The sequence below is a fragment of the Chryseobacterium sp. WG23 genome (assembly GCF_024586575.1).
Taxonomy (GTDB): domain Bacteria; phylum Bacteroidota; class Bacteroidia; order Flavobacteriales; family Weeksellaceae; genus Chryseobacterium.
The window spans coordinates 37,125-54,391 of sequence record NZ_JALCZE010000003.1 but is presented as its reverse complement, the minus strand read 5'-3'; the positions used below and the strand labels follow the sequence as shown (position 1 = coordinate 54,391).

General features: G+C 36.0%; 19 protein-coding genes and 1 pseudogene. 5 read left to right on the top strand and 15 right to left on the bottom strand.

Annotated features, from left to right (window positions below):
* Positions 1 to 15 precede the first annotated feature (15 nt).
* The 9 genes from MP477_RS05435 to MP477_RS05395 form a co-directional block, all read right to left on the bottom strand.
* Positions 16 to 426, bottom strand: coding sequence for an ADP-ribosylation/crystallin J1 (locus tag MP477_RS05435; RefSeq protein WP_257189504.1), 411 nt, complete (start codon positions 424 to 426; stop codon positions 16 to 18).
* A gap of 11 nt (positions 427 to 437) precedes the next feature.
* Positions 438 to 1,034: a DUF4291 domain-containing protein gene (locus tag MP477_RS05430; RefSeq protein WP_257189503.1), complete on the bottom strand. Its 597-nt coding sequence runs from the start codon at positions 1,032 to 1,034 to the stop codon at positions 438 to 440.
* A 3-nt stretch (positions 1,035 to 1,037) separates the two neighbouring features.
* Positions 1,038 to 1,508: a macro domain-containing protein gene (locus tag MP477_RS05425; RefSeq protein ID WP_257189502.1), complete on the bottom strand. Its 471-nt coding sequence runs from the start codon at positions 1,506 to 1,508 to the stop codon at positions 1,038 to 1,040.
* 73 nt (positions 1,509 to 1,581) lie between these two features.
* Positions 1,582 to 2,658: an adenylosuccinate synthetase gene (locus MP477_RS05420; protein WP_257189499.1), complete on the bottom strand. Its 1,077-nt coding sequence runs from the start codon at positions 2,656 to 2,658 to the stop codon at positions 1,582 to 1,584.
* Between the two features lie 74 nt (positions 2,659 to 2,732).
* Positions 2,733 to 3,587, bottom strand: coding sequence for a hypothetical protein (locus MP477_RS05415; protein WP_257189498.1), 855 nt, complete (start codon positions 3,585 to 3,587; stop codon positions 2,733 to 2,735).
* Positions 3,588 to 3,589: 2 nt separating this feature from the next.
* Positions 3,590 to 3,925, bottom strand: coding sequence for a hypothetical protein (locus MP477_RS05410; RefSeq protein ID WP_257189497.1), 336 nt, complete (start codon positions 3,923 to 3,925; stop codon positions 3,590 to 3,592).
* 69 nt (positions 3,926 to 3,994) lie between these two features.
* On the bottom strand, positions 3,995 to 4,540 hold the full coding sequence (locus MP477_RS05405) for a 2OG-Fe(II) oxygenase (protein WP_230033085.1): 546 nt from the start codon (positions 4,538 to 4,540) through the stop codon (positions 3,995 to 3,997).
* Between the two features lie 31 nt (positions 4,541 to 4,571).
* Complete coding sequence (locus tag MP477_RS05400) at positions 4,572 to 5,114, bottom strand: NADAR family protein (RefSeq protein ID WP_257189492.1); 543 nt, start codon at positions 5,112 to 5,114, stop codon at positions 4,572 to 4,574.
* A 347-nt stretch (positions 5,115 to 5,461) separates the two neighbouring features.
* Positions 5,462 to 6,157 (bottom strand): NUDIX hydrolase, encoded by a 696-nt coding sequence (locus MP477_RS05395; protein ID WP_257189491.1) that lies wholly within the window; start codon positions 6,155 to 6,157, stop codon positions 5,462 to 5,464.
* Positions 6,158 to 6,276: 119 nt separating this feature from the next.
* On the opposite strand from MP477_RS05395, the gene MP477_RS05390 reads away from it, so the two are divergent.
* On the top strand, positions 6,277 to 6,921 hold the full coding sequence (locus tag MP477_RS05390) for a DUF1579 domain-containing protein (protein WP_257189490.1): 645 nt from the start codon (positions 6,277 to 6,279) through the stop codon (positions 6,919 to 6,921).
* Positions 6,922 to 6,955: 34 nt separating this feature from the next.
* Here MP477_RS05390 and dinD read toward each other — a convergent pair.
* The 6 genes and pseudogenes from dinD to MP477_RS05360 all read right to left on the bottom strand — a co-directional run bounded on the left by dinD (position 6,956) and on the right by MP477_RS05360 (position 12,571).
* Positions 6,956 to 7,797: pseudogene (gene dinD, locus MP477_RS05385) on the bottom strand (DNA damage-inducible protein D).
* Between the two features lie 104 nt (positions 7,798 to 7,901).
* Entirely contained in the window at positions 7,902 to 9,698 is a 1,797-nt protein-coding gene (gene lepA, locus MP477_RS05380; protein ID WP_047489911.1) for a translation elongation factor 4, read from the bottom strand.
* 127 nt (positions 9,699 to 9,825) lie between these two features.
* Positions 9,826 to 10,851 carry a hypothetical protein gene (locus MP477_RS05375; protein WP_257189485.1) on the bottom strand — a complete coding sequence of 342 codons (1,026 nt, stop codon included), beginning with the start codon at positions 10,849 to 10,851 and terminating at the stop codon, positions 9,826 to 9,828.
* Positions 10,852 to 10,953: 102 nt separating this feature from the next.
* Positions 10,954 to 11,460, bottom strand: coding sequence for a hypothetical protein (locus MP477_RS05370; RefSeq protein ID WP_230033097.1), 507 nt, complete (start codon positions 11,458 to 11,460; stop codon positions 10,954 to 10,956).
* Between the two features lie 5 nt (positions 11,461 to 11,465).
* Complete coding sequence (locus tag MP477_RS05365; RefSeq protein WP_257189480.1) at positions 11,466 to 12,002, bottom strand: hypothetical protein; 537 nt, start codon at positions 12,000 to 12,002, stop codon at positions 11,466 to 11,468.
* A 17-nt stretch (positions 12,003 to 12,019) separates the two neighbouring features.
* Positions 12,020 to 12,571, bottom strand: a complete 552-nt coding sequence (locus MP477_RS05360; RefSeq protein WP_047489920.1) for an RNA polymerase sigma factor — start codon at positions 12,569 to 12,571, stop codon at positions 12,020 to 12,022.
* A gap of 202 nt (positions 12,572 to 12,773) precedes the next feature.
* On the opposite strand from MP477_RS05360, the gene MP477_RS05355 reads away from it, so the two are divergent.
* The 4 genes from MP477_RS05355 (at position 12,774) to MP477_RS05340 (ending at position 17,263) form a co-directional block, all read left to right on the top strand.
* Positions 12,774 to 13,523 carry a Rossmann-like and DUF2520 domain-containing protein gene (locus MP477_RS05355; protein WP_257189478.1) on the top strand — a complete coding sequence of 250 codons (750 nt, stop codon included), beginning with the start codon at positions 12,774 to 12,776 and terminating at the stop codon, positions 13,521 to 13,523.
* Positions 13,513 to 14,031 (top strand): HAD family hydrolase, encoded by a 519-nt coding sequence (locus MP477_RS05350; RefSeq protein WP_230033100.1) that lies wholly within the window; start codon positions 13,513 to 13,515, stop codon positions 14,029 to 14,031. Before MP477_RS05355 ends, MP477_RS05350 begins: the two co-directional genes overlap by 11 nt.
* Before the next feature lie 5 nt (positions 14,032 to 14,036).
* On the top strand, positions 14,037 to 14,591 hold the full coding sequence (locus MP477_RS05345; protein ID WP_230033101.1) for a nucleoside triphosphate pyrophosphatase: 555 nt from the start codon (positions 14,037 to 14,039) through the stop codon (positions 14,589 to 14,591).
* Positions 14,592 to 14,677: 86 nt separating this feature from the next.
* Complete coding sequence (locus tag MP477_RS05340) at positions 14,678 to 17,263, top strand: lipopolysaccharide assembly protein LapB (protein ID WP_257189477.1); 2,586 nt, start codon at positions 14,678 to 14,680, stop codon at positions 17,261 to 17,263.
* The last annotated feature ends 4 nt before the right edge of the window (positions 17,264 to 17,267 follow it).

Sequence of the window (17,267 nt, the reverse complement as noted above, 5' to 3'; positions counted from 1 at the left end):
ATGAACTCCTGATGATTATTTTAAGACATTTACCAAGCTGTTTATTTCAATATTTACAGATCCTTTAAAATCATTCCCCACAAACACTTTTATTACTTCAATTTTCCCAATAATTGCCTGGTTAAATTCTTCCAGCCCTTCAGAAGGAACCCAAAGTTCATTATGATTTTTTGCGCCTACATTTTGTGCAGGATATTGCTTTGCTACCTCTTCTGATACGTAAAATTGGGTTACAAAGCCAAGATAATTACCAAATTCATCTCTTGTGTTCCATTTTTCAGCAATTTCTGAAGCGTAGCTTTCATCAAGAACTGGATAGAAAATGGGCTGCCATTCCAATCTTGGAGGGAATTTTTTATATCCGGTTTCCATAATGAGAATCATTTCTTTTTCTCCCACCGGTCTGTAAAGGCTTGTTGTTTTCACTATTTCTTTTTTTACATCATTGATCCTATTGTATGTGCAAGCTCAGCAGATACAGGATACGTTTTTTCTACCGGCAATATCTTTTTAGCCTTATCATATTCTCCTGCTTTTGTAAACTCCAATATCTTTTTTACCAACGGCGTGTAATCTTCTATTTTTACAATCCAATCTTCATTAAATTCTTCTATCAAATGGCGGCTAATACCTACCTGTATTGAACGATAGCCTAATTTGTTTCCTTTAATATTCCTTTCCGGATCCCACTGTACATACACTTCGGCGTTGCTAAACTCTTTTTCCCAATTTTCAGGATTGGGATAGACTCTCTTTTCAGGAGAGGTTAAAACAGCCATACGCAAAGCTTTTTCCCAGGATTCTCTTTTGATATGTATTGCCAGAGTACATTCCTGATTGGATTTCTGTCCATAATTGCTGCGTTCCATCATCCAGAGAAAAGAAGGCTTAATCCATGTCATCCTGCTGAATGAAAAAGGAGCGCTAAACTTCTGATGTTCTACTGCTGCTTTTGCAATGGCTTTATTATAAGCCTGATATACAACAATAGTATCACGGGTATAATCTGCTCTTATTTCAAATTCTTTCATCATTAATTAATCAAAATCATAGACATACACTTCAACATTCTTATTCAGTAAGGTTCTTTCGATGATAGGTTCTATCTGTTCCCATTTTCCGCCAGCCAAACCACATCCAATTCTCGGCATATGTACTGAAGCATTTCTTTGCAAAGCTTCATGGGTAAGCTTCAATAGACATTCCTCTGCTGCCATATATCTGATAGGTGGAACCTCTGAATGCGTAATAATCTTATGCTGAGCAATCATATTGCAAACCCAGACATCTTCTTCCGTCCGAACCATCTGAATTTCTCCCAAGGTAAAATTTTCTTTGCTTCTAAACCATTCTCTGTATTCTTTTTCCGGATGTTTCCATCTTTTTGATACAGCTGTGACAAAACCTTTTCCCCAGCCTCCTATATCATTACATATATGGGCAATTATTTTATTTCCTTCAGTATTGGGAACAGTTGCATCTCCTTTTATATATTGTATTGTTTTCATGTGTATCTTTTTATGTTGCCTGTTCCTTTCCTAAAAATAAAATTAATGTCTCTATTATCTGCTGATTCTTTCTTTAAGCGTCAGAAAACTTTTTGAAATCCTGTGAATATGGGGAATAGGAACCATACACAGTGTCAAAATCAATATTCAGATTTTCAGGTTTAAACTTTTCATCTATCTGATCCAGACAGGTTACTACAAGATTCTTTTTTGTTGCTTCCACATGGGCTCCGTCTAATTTCAAAGCATAGTTTAAAAGGTCATAATCTAACCCGCCAAATCGAAGCCCTTTCTGATACTCATTAAAGGTACAGGTTTCCTCTTCATTATTTCTCAGGATCATCTCCTTTTCATTACTCATCCAGCCATTTCCATGTCTTGTTGCATAGCTTCTGGTCACATAATACATTTCTATATTTTCTATTTTCAATAGTTTGCAGATTTCATATGCATTTTTTGAGGTGGTGTAAGCATAGGTTACGTTCGGAAAAACACCATGATCCATATCTAATAAAACACCCTGGCTACCTTCAAAAATGAGATTCTTAAATGAATTCAGATAGCTATAATCATCTATTTTCCAATTGATTTGCTCAATAGCTTCTAAAAAAGGTTTCATCTGTTCATCCATTTGATCCTCATCCATAAGACCATAATAATAAGCAATACCTTTCAGCTTTTCTATCAGCATTTCTTTGGGGGCAATCAGGTCAATGGCAAATAGTTTATAAGGGCTTTCATTCCTTTTCATGGTAGCTCCTACTCCTTTTCCGCAGGTTCCGTGCTCCAGATTCTTTATATTGGTTCTGTTTTTCCAGACATCAAAAGGAGTCGTTACTTTTGCCAATGGATGAATATGAAGCTCTGTATTTCCGTTTTTTGCTTTTAACTCTTCCCTTTCATTGAATAAAAATAGAGGATGAATCGTGCAATGTTCCGTAAAATAAGAAGGTAATCCCCGAAGTGCTCCGCTTGCAAAACTGGAATGAACATGTTTCCTGTCATCAATCATCACTGTATGAGCGGCCTGTTGTCCTCCTGAAAACCGGATCACCACTGAATCCGGGCTTTGGCAAGCCAGAAAATCTGTTGTTATTCCCTTTCCTTCATCACCAAACCCTAATCCTATCACTATTTGTGCCTTTTTCATATGTAGATTTTTTTATTGTTCTAGAGCATTTACCATTGTCCTCTATGCCTATCTGAAAATGTAAGTTTCCTCCCTTAAAGCATTTGAATATGATCTAACCCTTCCTGCCCTTCTGTTCCAAAAGTTTTGTTTTTACATTGGTCGCAGATAATTTTTTTAATTACGTCAGGAATATCTCTGTGATCTTCTATGGATATACAGTTTTTGCCTAATAACTCCTTCCAGCCTCTGTCTGCTCTTATGGCCTGATCGGAATGTAAAACACTGATGTGGTATACTTCGTATCGTTTTTTAGCTTCCTCCAACAGTTCATCATGAGTATAGGTTTGTTGTCCTGAACCCATAATTTCTCTGATGGCTGATGCCGGAAGTACCTTTAAACAGGGTTCATCTCCTACGGTAAACAACAGCCCTTTTTGCTTTCTTTTTTCAAAGGCATCTGTTCTGGTGTGAAATGCTGCAAAATACCATGCTAAAAGATAGCTTTCTCCTCCATTTCCGCCACCTCCGGATTCAATATAAGTACGGGTAAGCCACATATCCAATTCTTCATCCCCGGACTCAAACTGCCCCACCTGTAACGGGTAGCTGTCGCATTCGTGATCTCCGATTCCTAAGAACAGTAAGGCCGGATCCGGCACTCCTCCCTGGATAATGCCTCCCATCAGCTTGGGCAATCCTTCTTTGATTAGCTCATGAGGAATATGTCCCATACTTCCTGTAACATCTAATCCTAAAATAATCGGGACCGAGTTAGGATGAATCTCAGAATCTCTGGATTCCCTAAAAGAAACACCTTGAGGATTCATAGATGGGTGAGCCTGTCTTTTTGTATTCTGAGTGAAAATCTCACTTGCGGATTTTATTCCGTATCCTGCCTTACTGGCTCTATCGTAACGAGCATCTATATCGTATCTTGTACTTCCCATAATTAAAATGTTTTTCCGAATAAATATTCAAATCTCTTTTCACTTACTTCGAGCTGGATATTTAAATTTCTGATTGTTAATGATAATTCTATGTCTTTCTGAACAAAGTCTTCGGTGTTGAAATCTGCAAAAGTTAAACTGTTCCTGTCTAAAGGGCTGATATCAATAAGTCCTTCCTGTTCACGCTCGAGTCTCTTTATTTTTAACTCGATATCCTCTACCTTGCGCCTGTAGATCAATTCTGAATCTTCTCCGATCGTTCGCGCACGGTCTTCTCTGATCTGATCATTGTTTCTTTGTAATGATTCGATAAATCTTGGTTTTAGCTCATCTTCCATAATCATTCTTTTGTGTTGTTATTACGCTAATTAAAAAGAGCATAGTTATGCTTCATTCCTGCATTCATTTTAACAGGAATACATTATATCAGTTCTTAAAACATATTTTAATCCGCTTATCAGTGTTCTTCCTTCGTGTCTTAAGGGATGGTAAAAGATTAAGGCAGTCCCTTTTTTAGGAGCTACCGTGAAAAGGTTTTCAAATTCTGTTTCTCCCCCTTCAAAATCATCGTTCAGATAGATTAAAAAGGTATAGAAACTTTTCTCTTTTTCATTTCTGATATAACTTCCGTCACGGTGCATTTTAAATTGCTGGCCTGGAGAATACTTATAAACCCTGAACATCTCATTAAAATTCAGAAGTTTGTAGTTTTCATGTTCCTGTGGAAGAAATTCAGCTGCTTTTTTAAAAAGATCCTCTGCCAGATTATTATCAAAAATCATCAGCCTGTCATTGTTTCTGATCCCTTTGCTCATCAGTTGGCGTCCACCGACATTGATTTTGGCTTCTTCAAAATCTTTTCCTTGTGATAAAGCGATGTATTGGTCACATTCGGCTTCCGTAAGAAAGTCTTCAATTAAAAATATCTGTGGATGTAGGTCTGTTTTTTCCATAGTTAGTATTTTGTGACTGGTTATTGTGTTTTTACCCTCTTAATTCATCCCGTACTTCCATCAAGACAAAACCTAAAAGGTTTTCTCCTTTCCATAATAAAGGATTTTCTGCTCTTGAGTCTGTTTCCAGCATCCCGATTCCCCAAATGGTATCATAAGGGCTGGCTTCTACAAGAATCTTATCGTTGGTTGATAAAAGAAAGTCTTTATATTTCTTGTTCTGTGAAAATTTTAAAAGATTTCCCTGTTTTACAATCTCGTATTTATGTTCATCCCAACGTTTCGGATCAAAATTCTTTACTTTTCTTCCCAGGCTTTTAACCTGGTTGGGCGTGGATGCCTGCACTATTTTTTCTAAAGTTTCGGGATCATTGAATAACCTTGCTTTACCAGCCATCATATAATGTTCTGCTGTTTTATAAACAATACCGTTTTCTTCAAACTTTCCTGCAAACCATTGGCTAAAGCATGACTTGGTGACCTCATCTTTAACCGTATGTCCCCAGAAAAACAAAAACTTTATCCTTTCTTTTTTCTGAAATCTGTCTTTAATAATTTGTATAGTGCATTTCATGATTGCGTTATTATTACACAAATGTAAGTGAATTCCAATTTATATACCAAATTTATTTGTGTTGTTTTTACACTAATAAATATAAAATACTGATTATCAACGATAAAATTTTAATTAATAAACACTACTGCCACAAATATTTTACGCAAACGACAGGTGTCTGTTGGGTCTAGGCTAAAGCCGATGGAATGCTGGTATATAAAAAAACGGGCTAAAGCCCGTTTCAATTGAATATCTTCTGAATATCTTTGCTTATACAATAGATTTTAGTGTAGTTTTAATAACACATTGAGTAAGTGCATTTGTGATTATTAGTGTAAAATATTGTCTGATTTGTGGTTAAAAAACTATTTGATTTCAAAATAAAATCCCTGCTCCTCCAGTTCTTTGTATTTTTCCTGATTGAAGGTAAAGAGCTTTCCAGGTCTTCCGCTTCCTTCTTTTTTAACGTTATTGGTTTCATTAAGCAAACCATAGCTCATAATTTTTTTACGAAAATTTCGGCGGTCTATTTCCTGTCCCACAATGGTTTTATAAAGGTTTTCAAGGTCTGAGAAAGGAAATTCTTCATTGAGAAGATTAAAGCCGATTGGCTGATACTGGATTTTGGTACGAAGCCTTTTTAAGGCAATATCAATAATATTTTTGTGATCGAAGGCTACAGTTGGAAGTGCATTGACACTGAACCATTGTGCATCATCTGCATCAGAGTCTGCAAACAGTTCATAATAAGAAGGGTTCACAAGCCCCAAATAAGCCACAGAAACCACTCTGTTTCTCGGATCACGGCCAACATTACCAAATGTATAGAGTTGTTCCAAAAAATCGGGCTTTATACCTGCTTCTTCGTGCAGTTCTCTCTTTACCGCATCATCCAGGTTCTCATCATCCAATACAAGGCCTCCCGGAAGTGCCCATCCGCCTTTAAAAGGTTCTATATTTCTTTTGATTAAAAGAATCTGAAGGTCTTTTTTATCAAAATAGCCAAAGATAACAGCATCTACAGCCACTTTTATATCCTGTAATTTTTTTGGAGACTCCATAAATTAATTTGCGTTACGAATACACAAAGTTACAATTTATCATAACAATAAAAAAATTACATATAATAAAAGTTACTATCTTTAAGTTATTACTATAACCAACTTAAAATTAAATATTTATGAAAAATTTACTAACAGTTCTTTCTATGGCTTTTTTAATGACAGCCTGCGAGAAAGGAAAAACAACAGCAGCCGGCAATGCTGACAAAACGGATTCCACCGCCGAAAAATCCGAATGGAAACCTGTAGATTCTGCTACAGCAACCAAAGCGTGGATGGAATTTGCTACTCCGGGAGAAATGCATAAAATGCTGGCAAAATTTGATGGAAACTGGACCGGTGCTACCAGCATGTGGATGGATGAAAGCGGAAAAGCAGCCACCAGCACTTCTGAATGCACTAATAAAATGATCTTTGAGGGACGTTATCAGGTAAGCAATTATAAAGGAAATTTTATGGGAATGCCTTTTGAAGGGATGAGCATTATGGGATATGATAATGCCAGGAAAAAATTTGTAAGCACCTGGATTGACAATATGGGAACAGGATTAATGCATGCCGAGGGAGATTGGAATCCTACCAAGAGATCCATTGATTTTAAAGGTAAAATGACGGATCCCAGCCAGCCCGGAAAAGAATGTGAGGTAAGAGAAGTCTATACCTTTACCGATGATAATAACCATACACTGGAAATGTACGGTCCCAATCCTAAAACAGGAAAGGAAATGAAAACAATGGAAATAAAATTCACCCGCAAGAAATAAAACAAAATCTGCTTCGTTTGAAGCAGATTTTGTTTTATTTCTTAAAAGGCTTTTTAGTTTGTTTCAAAACTTTCTTTTCATCTCCGTCTAATTTTCTCTGCAATTTTCTGACATCCTCCGCAGAAGGTAAATTTTCAGGAATTATTTCTCTGTTAGTAAGCATATTCCTAACAGCAACATTATTATCTATATGTTCTTCTTCAATTTTTGATTGTCCTTTTAGATCTTTACTTTGAACATTCAATCCTGTCATTTCTGCAGCTAAATCTTTAGCTTTAATACTAATAGTAGGTAAAAAATCAGCAACTGGCCTATTTTCAGGAATACCCATTTTTTTCTTTAGCATTTGGGTGTTTAACCGGAAAAGCGCTTGATCTCCTTTACTTCTTATAATAGCAAATCCCTGGCTATCAACTCCTCTCTCATATAAAACTCCTGAAAGTTGTTTTTCGGTTTGACTTAATTTTTCACGGGCTTTGATTCTTTCATACTCCAATAATCTTTGCTCTACTAATTCTGCTCTTCTTGTTTGAACTGCAAAATAATTTTGTGCAAAAGAAATCTCTTGTTTTCTACTATCCCCATTCTGTGCGATTAAATAACATCCGTACCTTGTTAATAGAATATCATCTATCTCTTTTTCAGCTCCTTTCGGCATCTGTATCGTTTTCCTGATATCAGGAAAATGATACTCGATTAGCTCCCCAACATTTTTGCAAGCATCTTTTGCTTTTATAATTACTTTTTCAAAGTTTTCCCATTTACTATATCCTAACAAAATTTGTAATCCCTTGCACTCCAGCATTCTATTCCCTCTAGTTCAGAGGAGGCTTCTTCAAATTTATAGAATAAGTTTTTTATTTCTTCTGATTTCATTCAACAATATGTTTTTATAAAAATACAAAAAAAATCCTGTAGCTTTCTAAAGCGCTAAAATCAAAGGCAATAAAAAACCGCTTCGAACGAAGCGGTTTATATTTTTAGTCATTAAGCTTTAATACAGCCATGAATGCAGACTGTGGTACTTCTACCCTTCCAATCTGTTTCATTTTTTTCTTACCTTCCTTCTGTTTTTCCAAAAGCTTTCTCTTTCTGGAAATATCTCCTCCATAACATTTCGCGGTAACGTCTTTTCTTAATGCCTTGATTGTTTCTCTGGCAATAACTTTCGCTCCCAATGCTGCCTGAACTGCAATATCAAACTGCTGTCTAGGGATCAGTTCACGAAGTTTTTCACACATCTTTTTACCAATATAATAGGCATTACTCTCATGAATCAGTGAAGAAAGGGCATCTACCATATCTCCATTGATCAGAATATCCATTTTAACCAGTTTGGAAGAACGCATTCCTATTGGTGAATAATCAAATGAAGCATATCCTTTGGAAATAGATTTAAGACGGTCATAGAAGTCGAAAACAACTTCAGCCAAAGGCATATTGAATGTTAATTCTACCCTGTCTGCCGTTAAATAACTTTGGTTAACAATCTCTCCTCTTTTTTCAATACAAAGCGTCATAACCGCACCTACGAAATCGGATTTAGTAATAATGGAAGCTTTTATATAAGGCTCTTCAACTCTATCCAAAAGATTGGGATCAATCATTTCAGACGGATTGTTGATTAAAATTGCGGTTTCAGGTTCTCTTTTAGAATATCCATGGTATGAAACATTGGGTACCGTAGTAATAACGTTCATATCAAATTCTCTGTCAAGACGTTCCTGTACAATTTCCATGTGAAGCATTCCTAAGAATCCGCAACGGAAACCAAAACCAAGTGCTGCAGAACTTTCAGGTTCAAAAACCAAAGAGGCATCATTTAATCTTAATTTTTCCAATGAGAATCTTAGTTCCTCAAAATCTTCAGATTCAATAGGATAAATGCCGGCAAAAACCATTGGCTTTACTTCCTCAAAACCATCGATGGCAGCTTCTGCAGGATTCACAAAAGAGGTAATGGTATCACCTACTTTAACTTCTCGTGCATCTTTAATTCCGGAAATAATATATCCTACGTCACCACATTCAATAGTCTTTTTCGGAACTTGTTTTAGTTTCAAAGTTCCTACTTCATCAGCACCATATTCTTTTCCTGTAGCAAAAAATTTAATTTTTTCGTTTTTAGAAATACTTCCGTTCACCACTTTGAAATAAGCCTCAATTCCTCTGAACGGGTTGTAAACAGAGTCAAAGATCAATGCCTGTAATGGGGCTTTAGGATCTCCAACCGGAGCAGGAATTCTATTCACAATCTGCTCAAGCAAATCATGAACTCCTTCTCCTGTTTTCCCTGAAACTCTAAGAACATCTTCATATTTGCACCCTAAAAGTCCCATAATTTCGTCGGTAACTTCTTCTGGGTTTGCAGATGGAAGATCTATTTTATTAAGAATTGGAATAATCTCCAAGTCATTTTCCAATGCTAAATATAAATTACTGATTGTTTGTGCCTGAATACTTTGGGCAGCATCCACAATAAGAAGGGCTCCTTCACAGGCAGCAATAGAACGGGAAACTTCATAAGAGAAGTCTACGTGTCCCGGTGTATCAATCAGGTTTAAAATATATTTTTCTCCTTTATATTCATAATCCATCTGGATCGCGTGAGACTTAATCGTAATCCCGCGTTCTTTCTCCAAATCCATATCATCCAGCGTCTGAGATTGTAGTTCTCTTTGAGTAACTGTATTCGTATACTCTAAAAGACGATCTGCCAAGGTACTTTTACCATGGTCGATATGAGCGATTATGCAAAAATTTCGTATGTTTTTCATTTAAGAATCTTGTAATTTGCAAAGATAAGAAAATGCAAGAGAATTTTATATTCTTAATTTTTTCTTTTAACTAAAACACAAATAATGGTAAAAAGAGAAGCAAAATTGTCTCTTCTTTTCCGATATGTTATTTAGTTTTACCAAAGTTTTCAGGGAAAATATAATCTCCTGTAAGCATATCAATTCCTACTCTATAATACATTGCATTCTGTTTGCGGATCTTTGTGGCAGTAATATCTATTACAGCAACGACCAAACCTCCAATAATACCTCCAACTCCAGCCCCTGCATAAATAGCAGCATTAGACCTTGGAAAAATTTCCTCTTCGGATGCAGTTATAAAATAGCCTTCATCATCTTTCTCTATCTCAATAATACTTGTGGGTGTTTTTTTATAAGCAATTCCGTTATCGATGATTGCAAAAACATCTTTACTAAGATTATCATAACCATCAACTCTTTTCACTCCTTTAATCACGCCCTCTTTATTCTTCTTTACCGTAAGTTCTTTATCAGGTTTTTGTTCTGCAAATGATTTATAATCTCTATAGACTCCATCTGCAAAAGACTGGGAGCTATAAACAGGTAACTGCTCAGATATTATTTTTCCGTAGTTGTCAAGATCGGCCTCGGAAACAGGAATATTCAAACCACTTTCAGCATATGAATCTTTTACAATATTGGTTAATTCCGAAGATATTTTGGCTGCTATAGCCCTTGTAATATAAGCATGATCTCTCTGTGGATAATCTTTTGAAATTTTAAATTTTTTTAAAAAGTAATATTTATTATTTCTTTTTAAAAAGGTAGACACCTGCATTTCAAGATGTCCTGCGACTGATCTTTCGCCCGGCATATCTTTAACTTTTAAATGTTCCAGTACAAGGAAGTATTCAGTCTTTCCCAGTTTTTTATTATTCTCTAAAAACCAATCTGAAAATAATTTTTCCAGGTCTTCTTTTTCAAATTTTACCTCGTAAGGCTCTTTCCTGTGTGAAACTATACCTATTGTTTTATCTTCTCTTCTGTCAAGCAACGTAAGAGATTGGGCGGCATGATTTCTATCTTTTATATTATTTCTAAGTTCTATAAACTGGTTTTTCTGACCGTATAACACTACTGAAAGCAATAAAAAGAAAAGTGTTTTTTTCATAATTGATGTTTTCGGTAAAAGTAGAATTTTTTAAAACATAAATTAAACGGCTCTCACAAAAAAAGATTTGTAAGAGCCGTCCAACATTAAAAAAATAAACTATTATGGGGTCTGTTTAGGTCCTGGATTATTATTTCCGTGAGGTTTCCTTTCATTCATTTTATCTCTCATCATTCCTTCAGACTGAAACAGCTTTAAGACTTTTTGACAGGGAATTACCTGCTGCATTTTATCTGCGTATTTTTTTCTGTTATCCAATAGCTTCTGCCCTATTTCAAAGCTTTGCTGAAGTTTAACTTTGGCTTCTTCATCTGATAATGTTTCAGGATTAAAGCCAGGATCGAACTGTCCTTTTATCTGCTTCTGACTTTCCAGGTATTCATTATAAAGCTGGGTAAATTCTGCTTTATCATCCTGGTCAATATTCAGATTATCCATGATCATGTTGTTCCTGAACTTCTTAAGCAGTTCTTTCCTTTCTTCAGGAGAAAGATTGTTAATGACTTCTTTCCGTTGTTTTGGATCCATCTTTTTCCAGTCATAATCCGTCCTTTGAGCATTCAAGCCGAAACCATAAATAATAAAAAACGTCAATATTATCTTTTTCATCTTTATTAATTATATAAGTCCAAATAAACGTCTTGTGTCGAGTTACTAGCCAATTCTGCAATTTCAGAATTAGAAAACGAATCCAGGTAATCATTTATTTTGGTTTCGTCTTTTTTAGGTTTGGCTTTCACTGATTTTGGTGACGTTTCTGTTTTTTCTTTTTCGTTTTTTAAAGCATAGTTAACATTATCCGCCTGATTTACACTTGTTTGATTATTATTATCAGCAAAAGTTAAATCAGATTTTAATGTTTCATAAGCAAGTTCACTTTCTGTTTTGGGTTCTCCTTTATTAACTGCATAGGCAGCATCTGAAGTTAACCCTTTTTCAGCGGAATCATTATCAGAATTTAAAACATAAGTCATTCCAAAAATTAAAGTTACTGATGCCGCGGCGGCGTACATCCAGTTCAATTTAAAGACAGGCGCTTTTTTGCTTGTCTTTATATCATTCATAACATTCTCCTGAATGTTTTCAAACAAATGATCAGGGACTTTGTAAATATTTTTACGTTCTAATTTTTCTATGTCGAACTCTTTCATTTCTGTTTTTTCAAAAATTATCTTTCGTAATTTTCTTTAATAAATTCTTCTATTTTCTGCTTGGCATAATGATAATTTGTTTTTAACGTCCCTACAGACATATCTACAATCTTGGATATTTCTTCGTAAGGCAAATCATCATAATACCGCATCATAAATACCAGTTTCTGCTTTTCTGGCAGACTTTGTATAGCGTTCTGTAACAGGATTTGTATTTCTTCGGCACTTCCTTCGGTATTGTCGGCGACAAGATTCTGCATATGATACTCTGCGTCTTCATCAGTTTTTTTCATTTTATTCATTTTGTTGACTTGTTGTAATGCTTCGTTGGTAGCAATTCTGTAAAGCCAGGTGTACAACTGACTGTCATTTTTGAACTGATGAAAATTCTGATAAGCTTTAATAAATGTTTCCTGCAAAGTATCCTGAGCAAGATCTCCATCCACGATAATTCTTCGAATGTGCCAATACAATCTGCTTTGATAAGCATCCATCAAGGCACGGACACCTTTTTCCTGGGTCCGTGGATTCTGCATCAACGAAATAATTTCCGCGTCCTTAATCTTCATAAGATGCTTTCACTGTTTTGGATTACAAAAGTAACTGAAAGTTAAATTACTTCTTCAATTTTAACCTTAAAAATCAAAATAATATGAAATTTTTTTGGGTACTAAGCTTTAGACTACACGCAATAAGTATGCCTATCCTTACTATCCGGTTTCCCCATCCCCTTTCTTTTTAGTACTCGGCTTAAAATCTTATATTTGTTATATGCAAATTGTAATTATCGGTTCCGGAAATGTTGCTTATCATATGGCAAAGGCTTTCAGTCTGAAAGGTATTCCTTTGGTCCAGATTTTTGGCAGAAACGAAAATGAATTAAAGAAAATAGCTGAAGAACTGAATCTTCCTTATTCTACAGAACATTTGAAGGATGCAGATCTGTATTTGATCTGTGTAAGTGATCATTCTGTAGAAGACGTTTCCAAGATCATCACTAAGAAAAACAGTCTGGTGGCCCATACTTCAGGATCCCTTCCTAAAGAAATCCTTTCAGGGGAATACCGGAAGGCCAGTTTTTATCCATTGCAGACTTTTTCAAAATCTAAAAATCTGGAATATCAAAAGATTCCGTTTTTTATAGAAACTGAAAATAAAGAGGATCAAAAACTTCTTTCTGATCTTGCTTCTGTGGTCTCTAAAAATGTAATGGAAAGCACTCATGAAAAAAGAAAATATATTCACCTGACAGCCGTTTTTGCCTGTAACTTTGTGAATCATCTTTTTTCAAGAGCAAAAGAAATTTCAGATTCTCAGGAGATTCCTTTTGATTATTTCTTGCCTTTAATTGATGAAACGGTCCAAAAAATCTATGAGATAGAGCCTAAAATGGCACAGACAGGCCCTGCGGTAAGAAATGATGTAAGAATTTTACAGCTGCACGAACAGCTATTAAAAGACGAAAGTCTTGAAATTTATAAAACAATGAATCATTCTATTCAAAAAATGTATGAGTTATAAAGAGAAATTAAAAGATATAAAAGCATTTGTATTTGATGTTGACGGTGTTTTTACAGATGGCAGTGTTTATCTTCTTCCCGGAGGGAATATGTGTAGGGTAATGAATGTGCTGGATGGTTATGCAGTCGTTAAAGCTTTAAAAAACAATTATTTAATTGGGGTCATCACCGGTGGAAATGATGAAATGGTAAAACATAGAATCAATTATCTTGGAATTCAGGATTATTATCCAAAATCCCATAATAAATTATCTGATTTTGAAGATTTTAAAAAGAAATACAATCTTAAAAATGAGGAAATCCTGACTATGGGAGATGATCTTCCGGATATTCATATCATGGAAAACTCCGCGATAGCAGCATGTCCTGAGAATGCAGTTCCTGAAGTAAAAGGAATTTCCAGTTATATTTCCCCGCAAAAAGGGGGGAGTGGTGCTGTGCGAGACGTCATAGAGCAGGTAATGAAAGTTCAGGGAAACTGGCATGATGATAATACTCAATCTGTATAATATTTATGAAATTACTTTTAGCATCTCAATCCCCGAGAAGAAAGGAACTTCTTTCCAGCCTTGGCTTTGAATTTGAAGTGGTAAAAACCGATTGTGAAGAAATCCTTCCTGACCATATAAAAATAGAGGAAGCCGCGGCTTATTTATCTCTGTTAAAAGCAGATACCTTCAGAAACCTTATCGATGACGAGGTTTTATTAACCTCTGACACGGTAGTAGCTATTGACCATCAAATCCTTGGCAAACCGGCCAATGAAGACGATGCCCGGAAGATGCTTCGCCAGCTTTCCGGAAAAACACATCAGGTTTATACGGGAATTACGGTGAAAACCGCTGATAAGTCCATTACAGAGACCGATGTAGCTGATGTAACGTTTGATGAGATTACCGATGAGGAAATAGATTATTATGTTCGGGAATACAAACCTTTTGATAAAGCCGGAAGCTATGGTATTCAGGAATGGCTGGGTATGGCTAAGATTAAAAGTATGACCGGAAGCTTTTATACTATTATGGGGCTACCTACTCATTTGGTTTACAAAATTTTGAACGAAATATAAATATTATTCATTATAAAATTTTATTATTTTTACAAAATCATCAAACTGCTGATAATAAAAAGCAGATTAGCTAGTTATATTGAATAATGAAAAAGAATATATTGTTCCTTTTAGTAATGTGTATCGTTGCTTCATGTGCTACCAAGACAAAAAAGCCAGAGCAGCGGTCTAAGCTATTGAAAGGCTTTTCCACATACTATAACACCCTTTTTAATGCGAAGGATGCATTAAACAGTGAATTTACAACCAGAGATAAGGGACATAAAGATAATTTTTATGCTCCTTATATTCCTATTCTTACTTATGAAGAACAGCCTTTGGGGAGTGATCTGGGCCAGTCTGCAGCATTTGCAGAAAATTCCATGAAAATGGCTGAAGTAGCGAACTCAAAGCCATCGGGAAGAAATAGTTCCGGTATCCCGAATGTCCCGGGAATGCAGGGAAATATGCCTGGTAATACCCAGGATAATCAGGATGACGGTCAAAATAAAGGGGCTACAACTTTGGAAATTGCTGAAGCTAAAGCACTGAAGGCCATCAATAAATATTCAGTGACCAGAAATGGGGAAGAGAAGAATAAACAAATTTTTGAGGCATATATGATCCTGGCGCAATCCAGAATTTATCAAAATAAGCCTTTGGAAGCTCTGGATGCCCTGAATTATGTTTTCACACATATGAAAGATGATAAAAGGCTGCCTTTGGCAAGAATTTATCAGGGATTAGCTTATGACAACATCAAAGATTATCACAGAGCTCATGAAACTTTTGCCAAGCTGAAAGGGGAGAAGCTCAATAAGACCTATGCAAAACTCCTGAGCATTTATTATGCTGAGTCTCTGCTGGATGCGGGGAAGAAAGAAGAAGCTGCCAAGGAGCTGGATGAAGCATTCGAACTGAATGGTAACAGAAAACTTAAGAGCAGAATTGCTTATCTCAGAGGGCAGGTACAGGAAAATCTCGGACAAAATGAAAAGGCAAGAGACAGCTATGCTGCAGCCTATAAATATGCCAATGATTTTGAATTTGAAGTAAAATCTCAGATTGCTATTGCCAAAACATTTAATGGAAAAGGAGACTACAATGGTGCAAAAAATTATCTGGAAAGCATCAGTAAAAAAGGGACCTATGGTTCCCGAAAGAATGAATTTTACTATGCTTTAGGCTTGATGGCCAATAAGGCTGGAAAAAAAGACGAAGCCCAGCAGTTTTTCAGAAAATCCTTATTTGAAAAGGTTTCCGACCCTCAAATCAGAGGTTTGGCATACTACGAAATAGGGAAGAGTTATCTTGAAAAAAACGACTATATCGGTGCCGGAAGTTACTATGATTCAGCACTTGTTGTAATGACTTATGAGCCTTCCAAGGTGTTGCTGAAAGATCAGTCTGAGTACATTAAAAAAATCTCTAAAAATTACTACCTGATTAAAAAAAATGACAGCATTCTTTCGCTTGCCAAGATGGATGAGGGACAGAAAACCGACTTTTTTTCCAAGTATATTGCTAAGCTAAAAGTTAAAGAAGAAAAAGAAGAGCAGGAGAGAAGACGTGCAGAAAGAAGCAAAGGTTTTGATACCGGCGACTATAATGCCAATTCTATTTTCGCCAATGACGTCAATGCTTTTGAAGACTTTGGAGTTACTACAAAAGGTTTTTATTTCAGTAATACGGGAACTGTAAGCAAAGGAACATCATCCTTTAAACAGGTTTGGGGAGACAGAGCTCTTGCTGATAACTGGCGTTTTTCAAAAAAGATGGTTTCTATTGAAGATATGAAGAATGAAGCGTTAGGAGTATCCGCTGCCCCTAACCCAAGACGTTTTGAACCGGCTTATTATATTGAGCAGATCCCAACAGACCAGGGTAAACTGTCCCAGCTGAAAAAGGACAGAGATACAGCTTCTTTAGGCCTGGGAATTATGTATCAGAATTATTTTACTAATACTCCTTTAGCTACTAAAACGCTGTATGATCTTGTAGATGTAAAGCCCGAAGAAAAAGTAATGCTTCAGGCATTATATGAGATTTTTGCAATGAATTATGAGAAAAATCCTCAGATATCAGACAGGGCGAAACAGATTCTTTTAAAGGATTATCCTTATACTTCATATGCTGAATTTGCAAGAAACCCTAAAAACGTTTCATTTGTAAAATCTACGGAAGATGTTGAGAATGAATATAAAAAGGCATATGCTTTATTTGAATCGGAGAAGTTTGATGATAGTAAGAATGTCATTGACCAGACGATCCAAAAGTTTCCAAAAGATGCTTTAGTGCCTAAACTCTATTTACTCAATGCCTTTAATGCAGGAAAATCCAGTGGAAAAGAGGTAATGATCCTGCAGCTCGAGCAGATAGCACTGAACTATTCTAAAACTCCGGAAGGAGTGAGAGCTAAAGAAATGCTGAATTACCTGAAAAGTGACCTTAGCTTCCAGGCAACGGATAATAAAGGAAATTCTGTTCCTAAGCAGCCCGGAGCCCCTGTTCAACCTAATAACAACTCCGAACCTGTACAGGACGGGTTACAGAAAGCTGACCTCAACAACAACAATTTAGAGAGCTTAGAGATAGCTCCTTCTACAAAAAAGCCCGGCGGTGACAGCCAGCAAAAAAAGAAAAGAGCCACACAGCAGCCCACGGAATCCACCATTCCTAAAAGGCCTCAATAAAATA

What these genes read in the sequence shown, in the direction of transcription:
- MP477_RS05430 (WP_257189503.1), bottom strand. Translation starts at nt 1,034, where the DNA reads ATGATGAAAGAATTTGAAATAAGAGCAGATTATACCCGTGATACTATT.
- MP477_RS05425 (WP_257189502.1), bottom strand. Translation starts at nt 1,508, where the DNA reads ATGAAAACAATACAATATATAAAAGGAGATGCAACTGTTCCCAATACT.
- MP477_RS05420 (WP_257189499.1), bottom strand. Translation starts at nt 2,658, where the DNA reads ATGAAAAAGGCACAAATAGTGATAGGATTAGGGTTTGGTGATGAAGGA.
- MP477_RS05415 (WP_257189498.1), bottom strand. Translation starts at nt 3,587, where the DNA reads ATGGGAAGTACAAGATACGATATAGATGCTCGTTACGATAGAGCCAGT.
- MP477_RS05410 (WP_257189497.1), bottom strand. Translation starts at nt 3,925, where the DNA reads ATGGAAGATGAGCTAAAACCAAGATTTATCGAATCATTACAAAGAAAC.
- MP477_RS05405 (WP_230033085.1), bottom strand. Translation starts at nt 4,540, where the DNA reads ATGGAAAAAACAGACCTACATCCACAGATATTTTTAATTGAAGACTTT.
- MP477_RS05400 (WP_257189492.1), bottom strand. Translation starts at nt 5,114, where the DNA reads ATGAAATGCACTATACAAATTATTAAAGACAGATTTCAGAAAAAAGAA.
- MP477_RS05395 (WP_257189491.1), bottom strand. Translation starts at nt 6,157, where the DNA reads ATGGAGTCTCCAAAAAAATTACAGGATATAAAAGTGGCTGTAGATGCT.
- MP477_RS05390 (WP_257189490.1), top strand. Translation starts at nt 6,277, where the DNA reads ATGAAAAATTTACTAACAGTTCTTTCTATGGCTTTTTTAATGACAGCC.
- lepA (WP_047489911.1), bottom strand. Translation starts at nt 9,698, where the DNA reads ATGAAAAACATACGAAATTTTTGCATAATCGCTCATATCGACCATGGT.
- MP477_RS05375 (WP_257189485.1), bottom strand. Translation starts at nt 10,851, where the DNA reads ATGAAAAAAACACTTTTCTTTTTATTGCTTTCAGTAGTGTTATACGGT.
- MP477_RS05370 (WP_230033097.1), bottom strand. Translation starts at nt 11,460, where the DNA reads ATGAAAAAGATAATATTGACGTTTTTTATTATTTATGGTTTCGGCTTG.
- MP477_RS05365 (WP_257189480.1), bottom strand. Translation starts at nt 12,002, where the DNA reads ATGAAAGAGTTCGACATAGAAAAATTAGAACGTAAAAATATTTACAAA.
- MP477_RS05360 (WP_047489920.1), bottom strand. Translation starts at nt 12,571, where the DNA reads ATGAAGATTAAGGACGCGGAAATTATTTCGTTGATGCAGAATCCACGG.
- MP477_RS05355 (WP_257189478.1), top strand. Translation starts at nt 12,774, where the DNA reads ATGCAAATTGTAATTATCGGTTCCGGAAATGTTGCTTATCATATGGCA.
- MP477_RS05350 (WP_230033100.1), top strand. Translation starts at nt 13,513, where the DNA reads ATGAGTTATAAAGAGAAATTAAAAGATATAAAAGCATTTGTATTTGAT.
- MP477_RS05345 (WP_230033101.1), top strand. Translation starts at nt 14,037, where the DNA reads ATGAAATTACTTTTAGCATCTCAATCCCCGAGAAGAAAGGAACTTCTT.
- MP477_RS05340 (WP_257189477.1), top strand. Translation starts at nt 14,678, where the DNA reads ATGAAAAAGAATATATTGTTCCTTTTAGTAATGTGTATCGTTGCTTCA.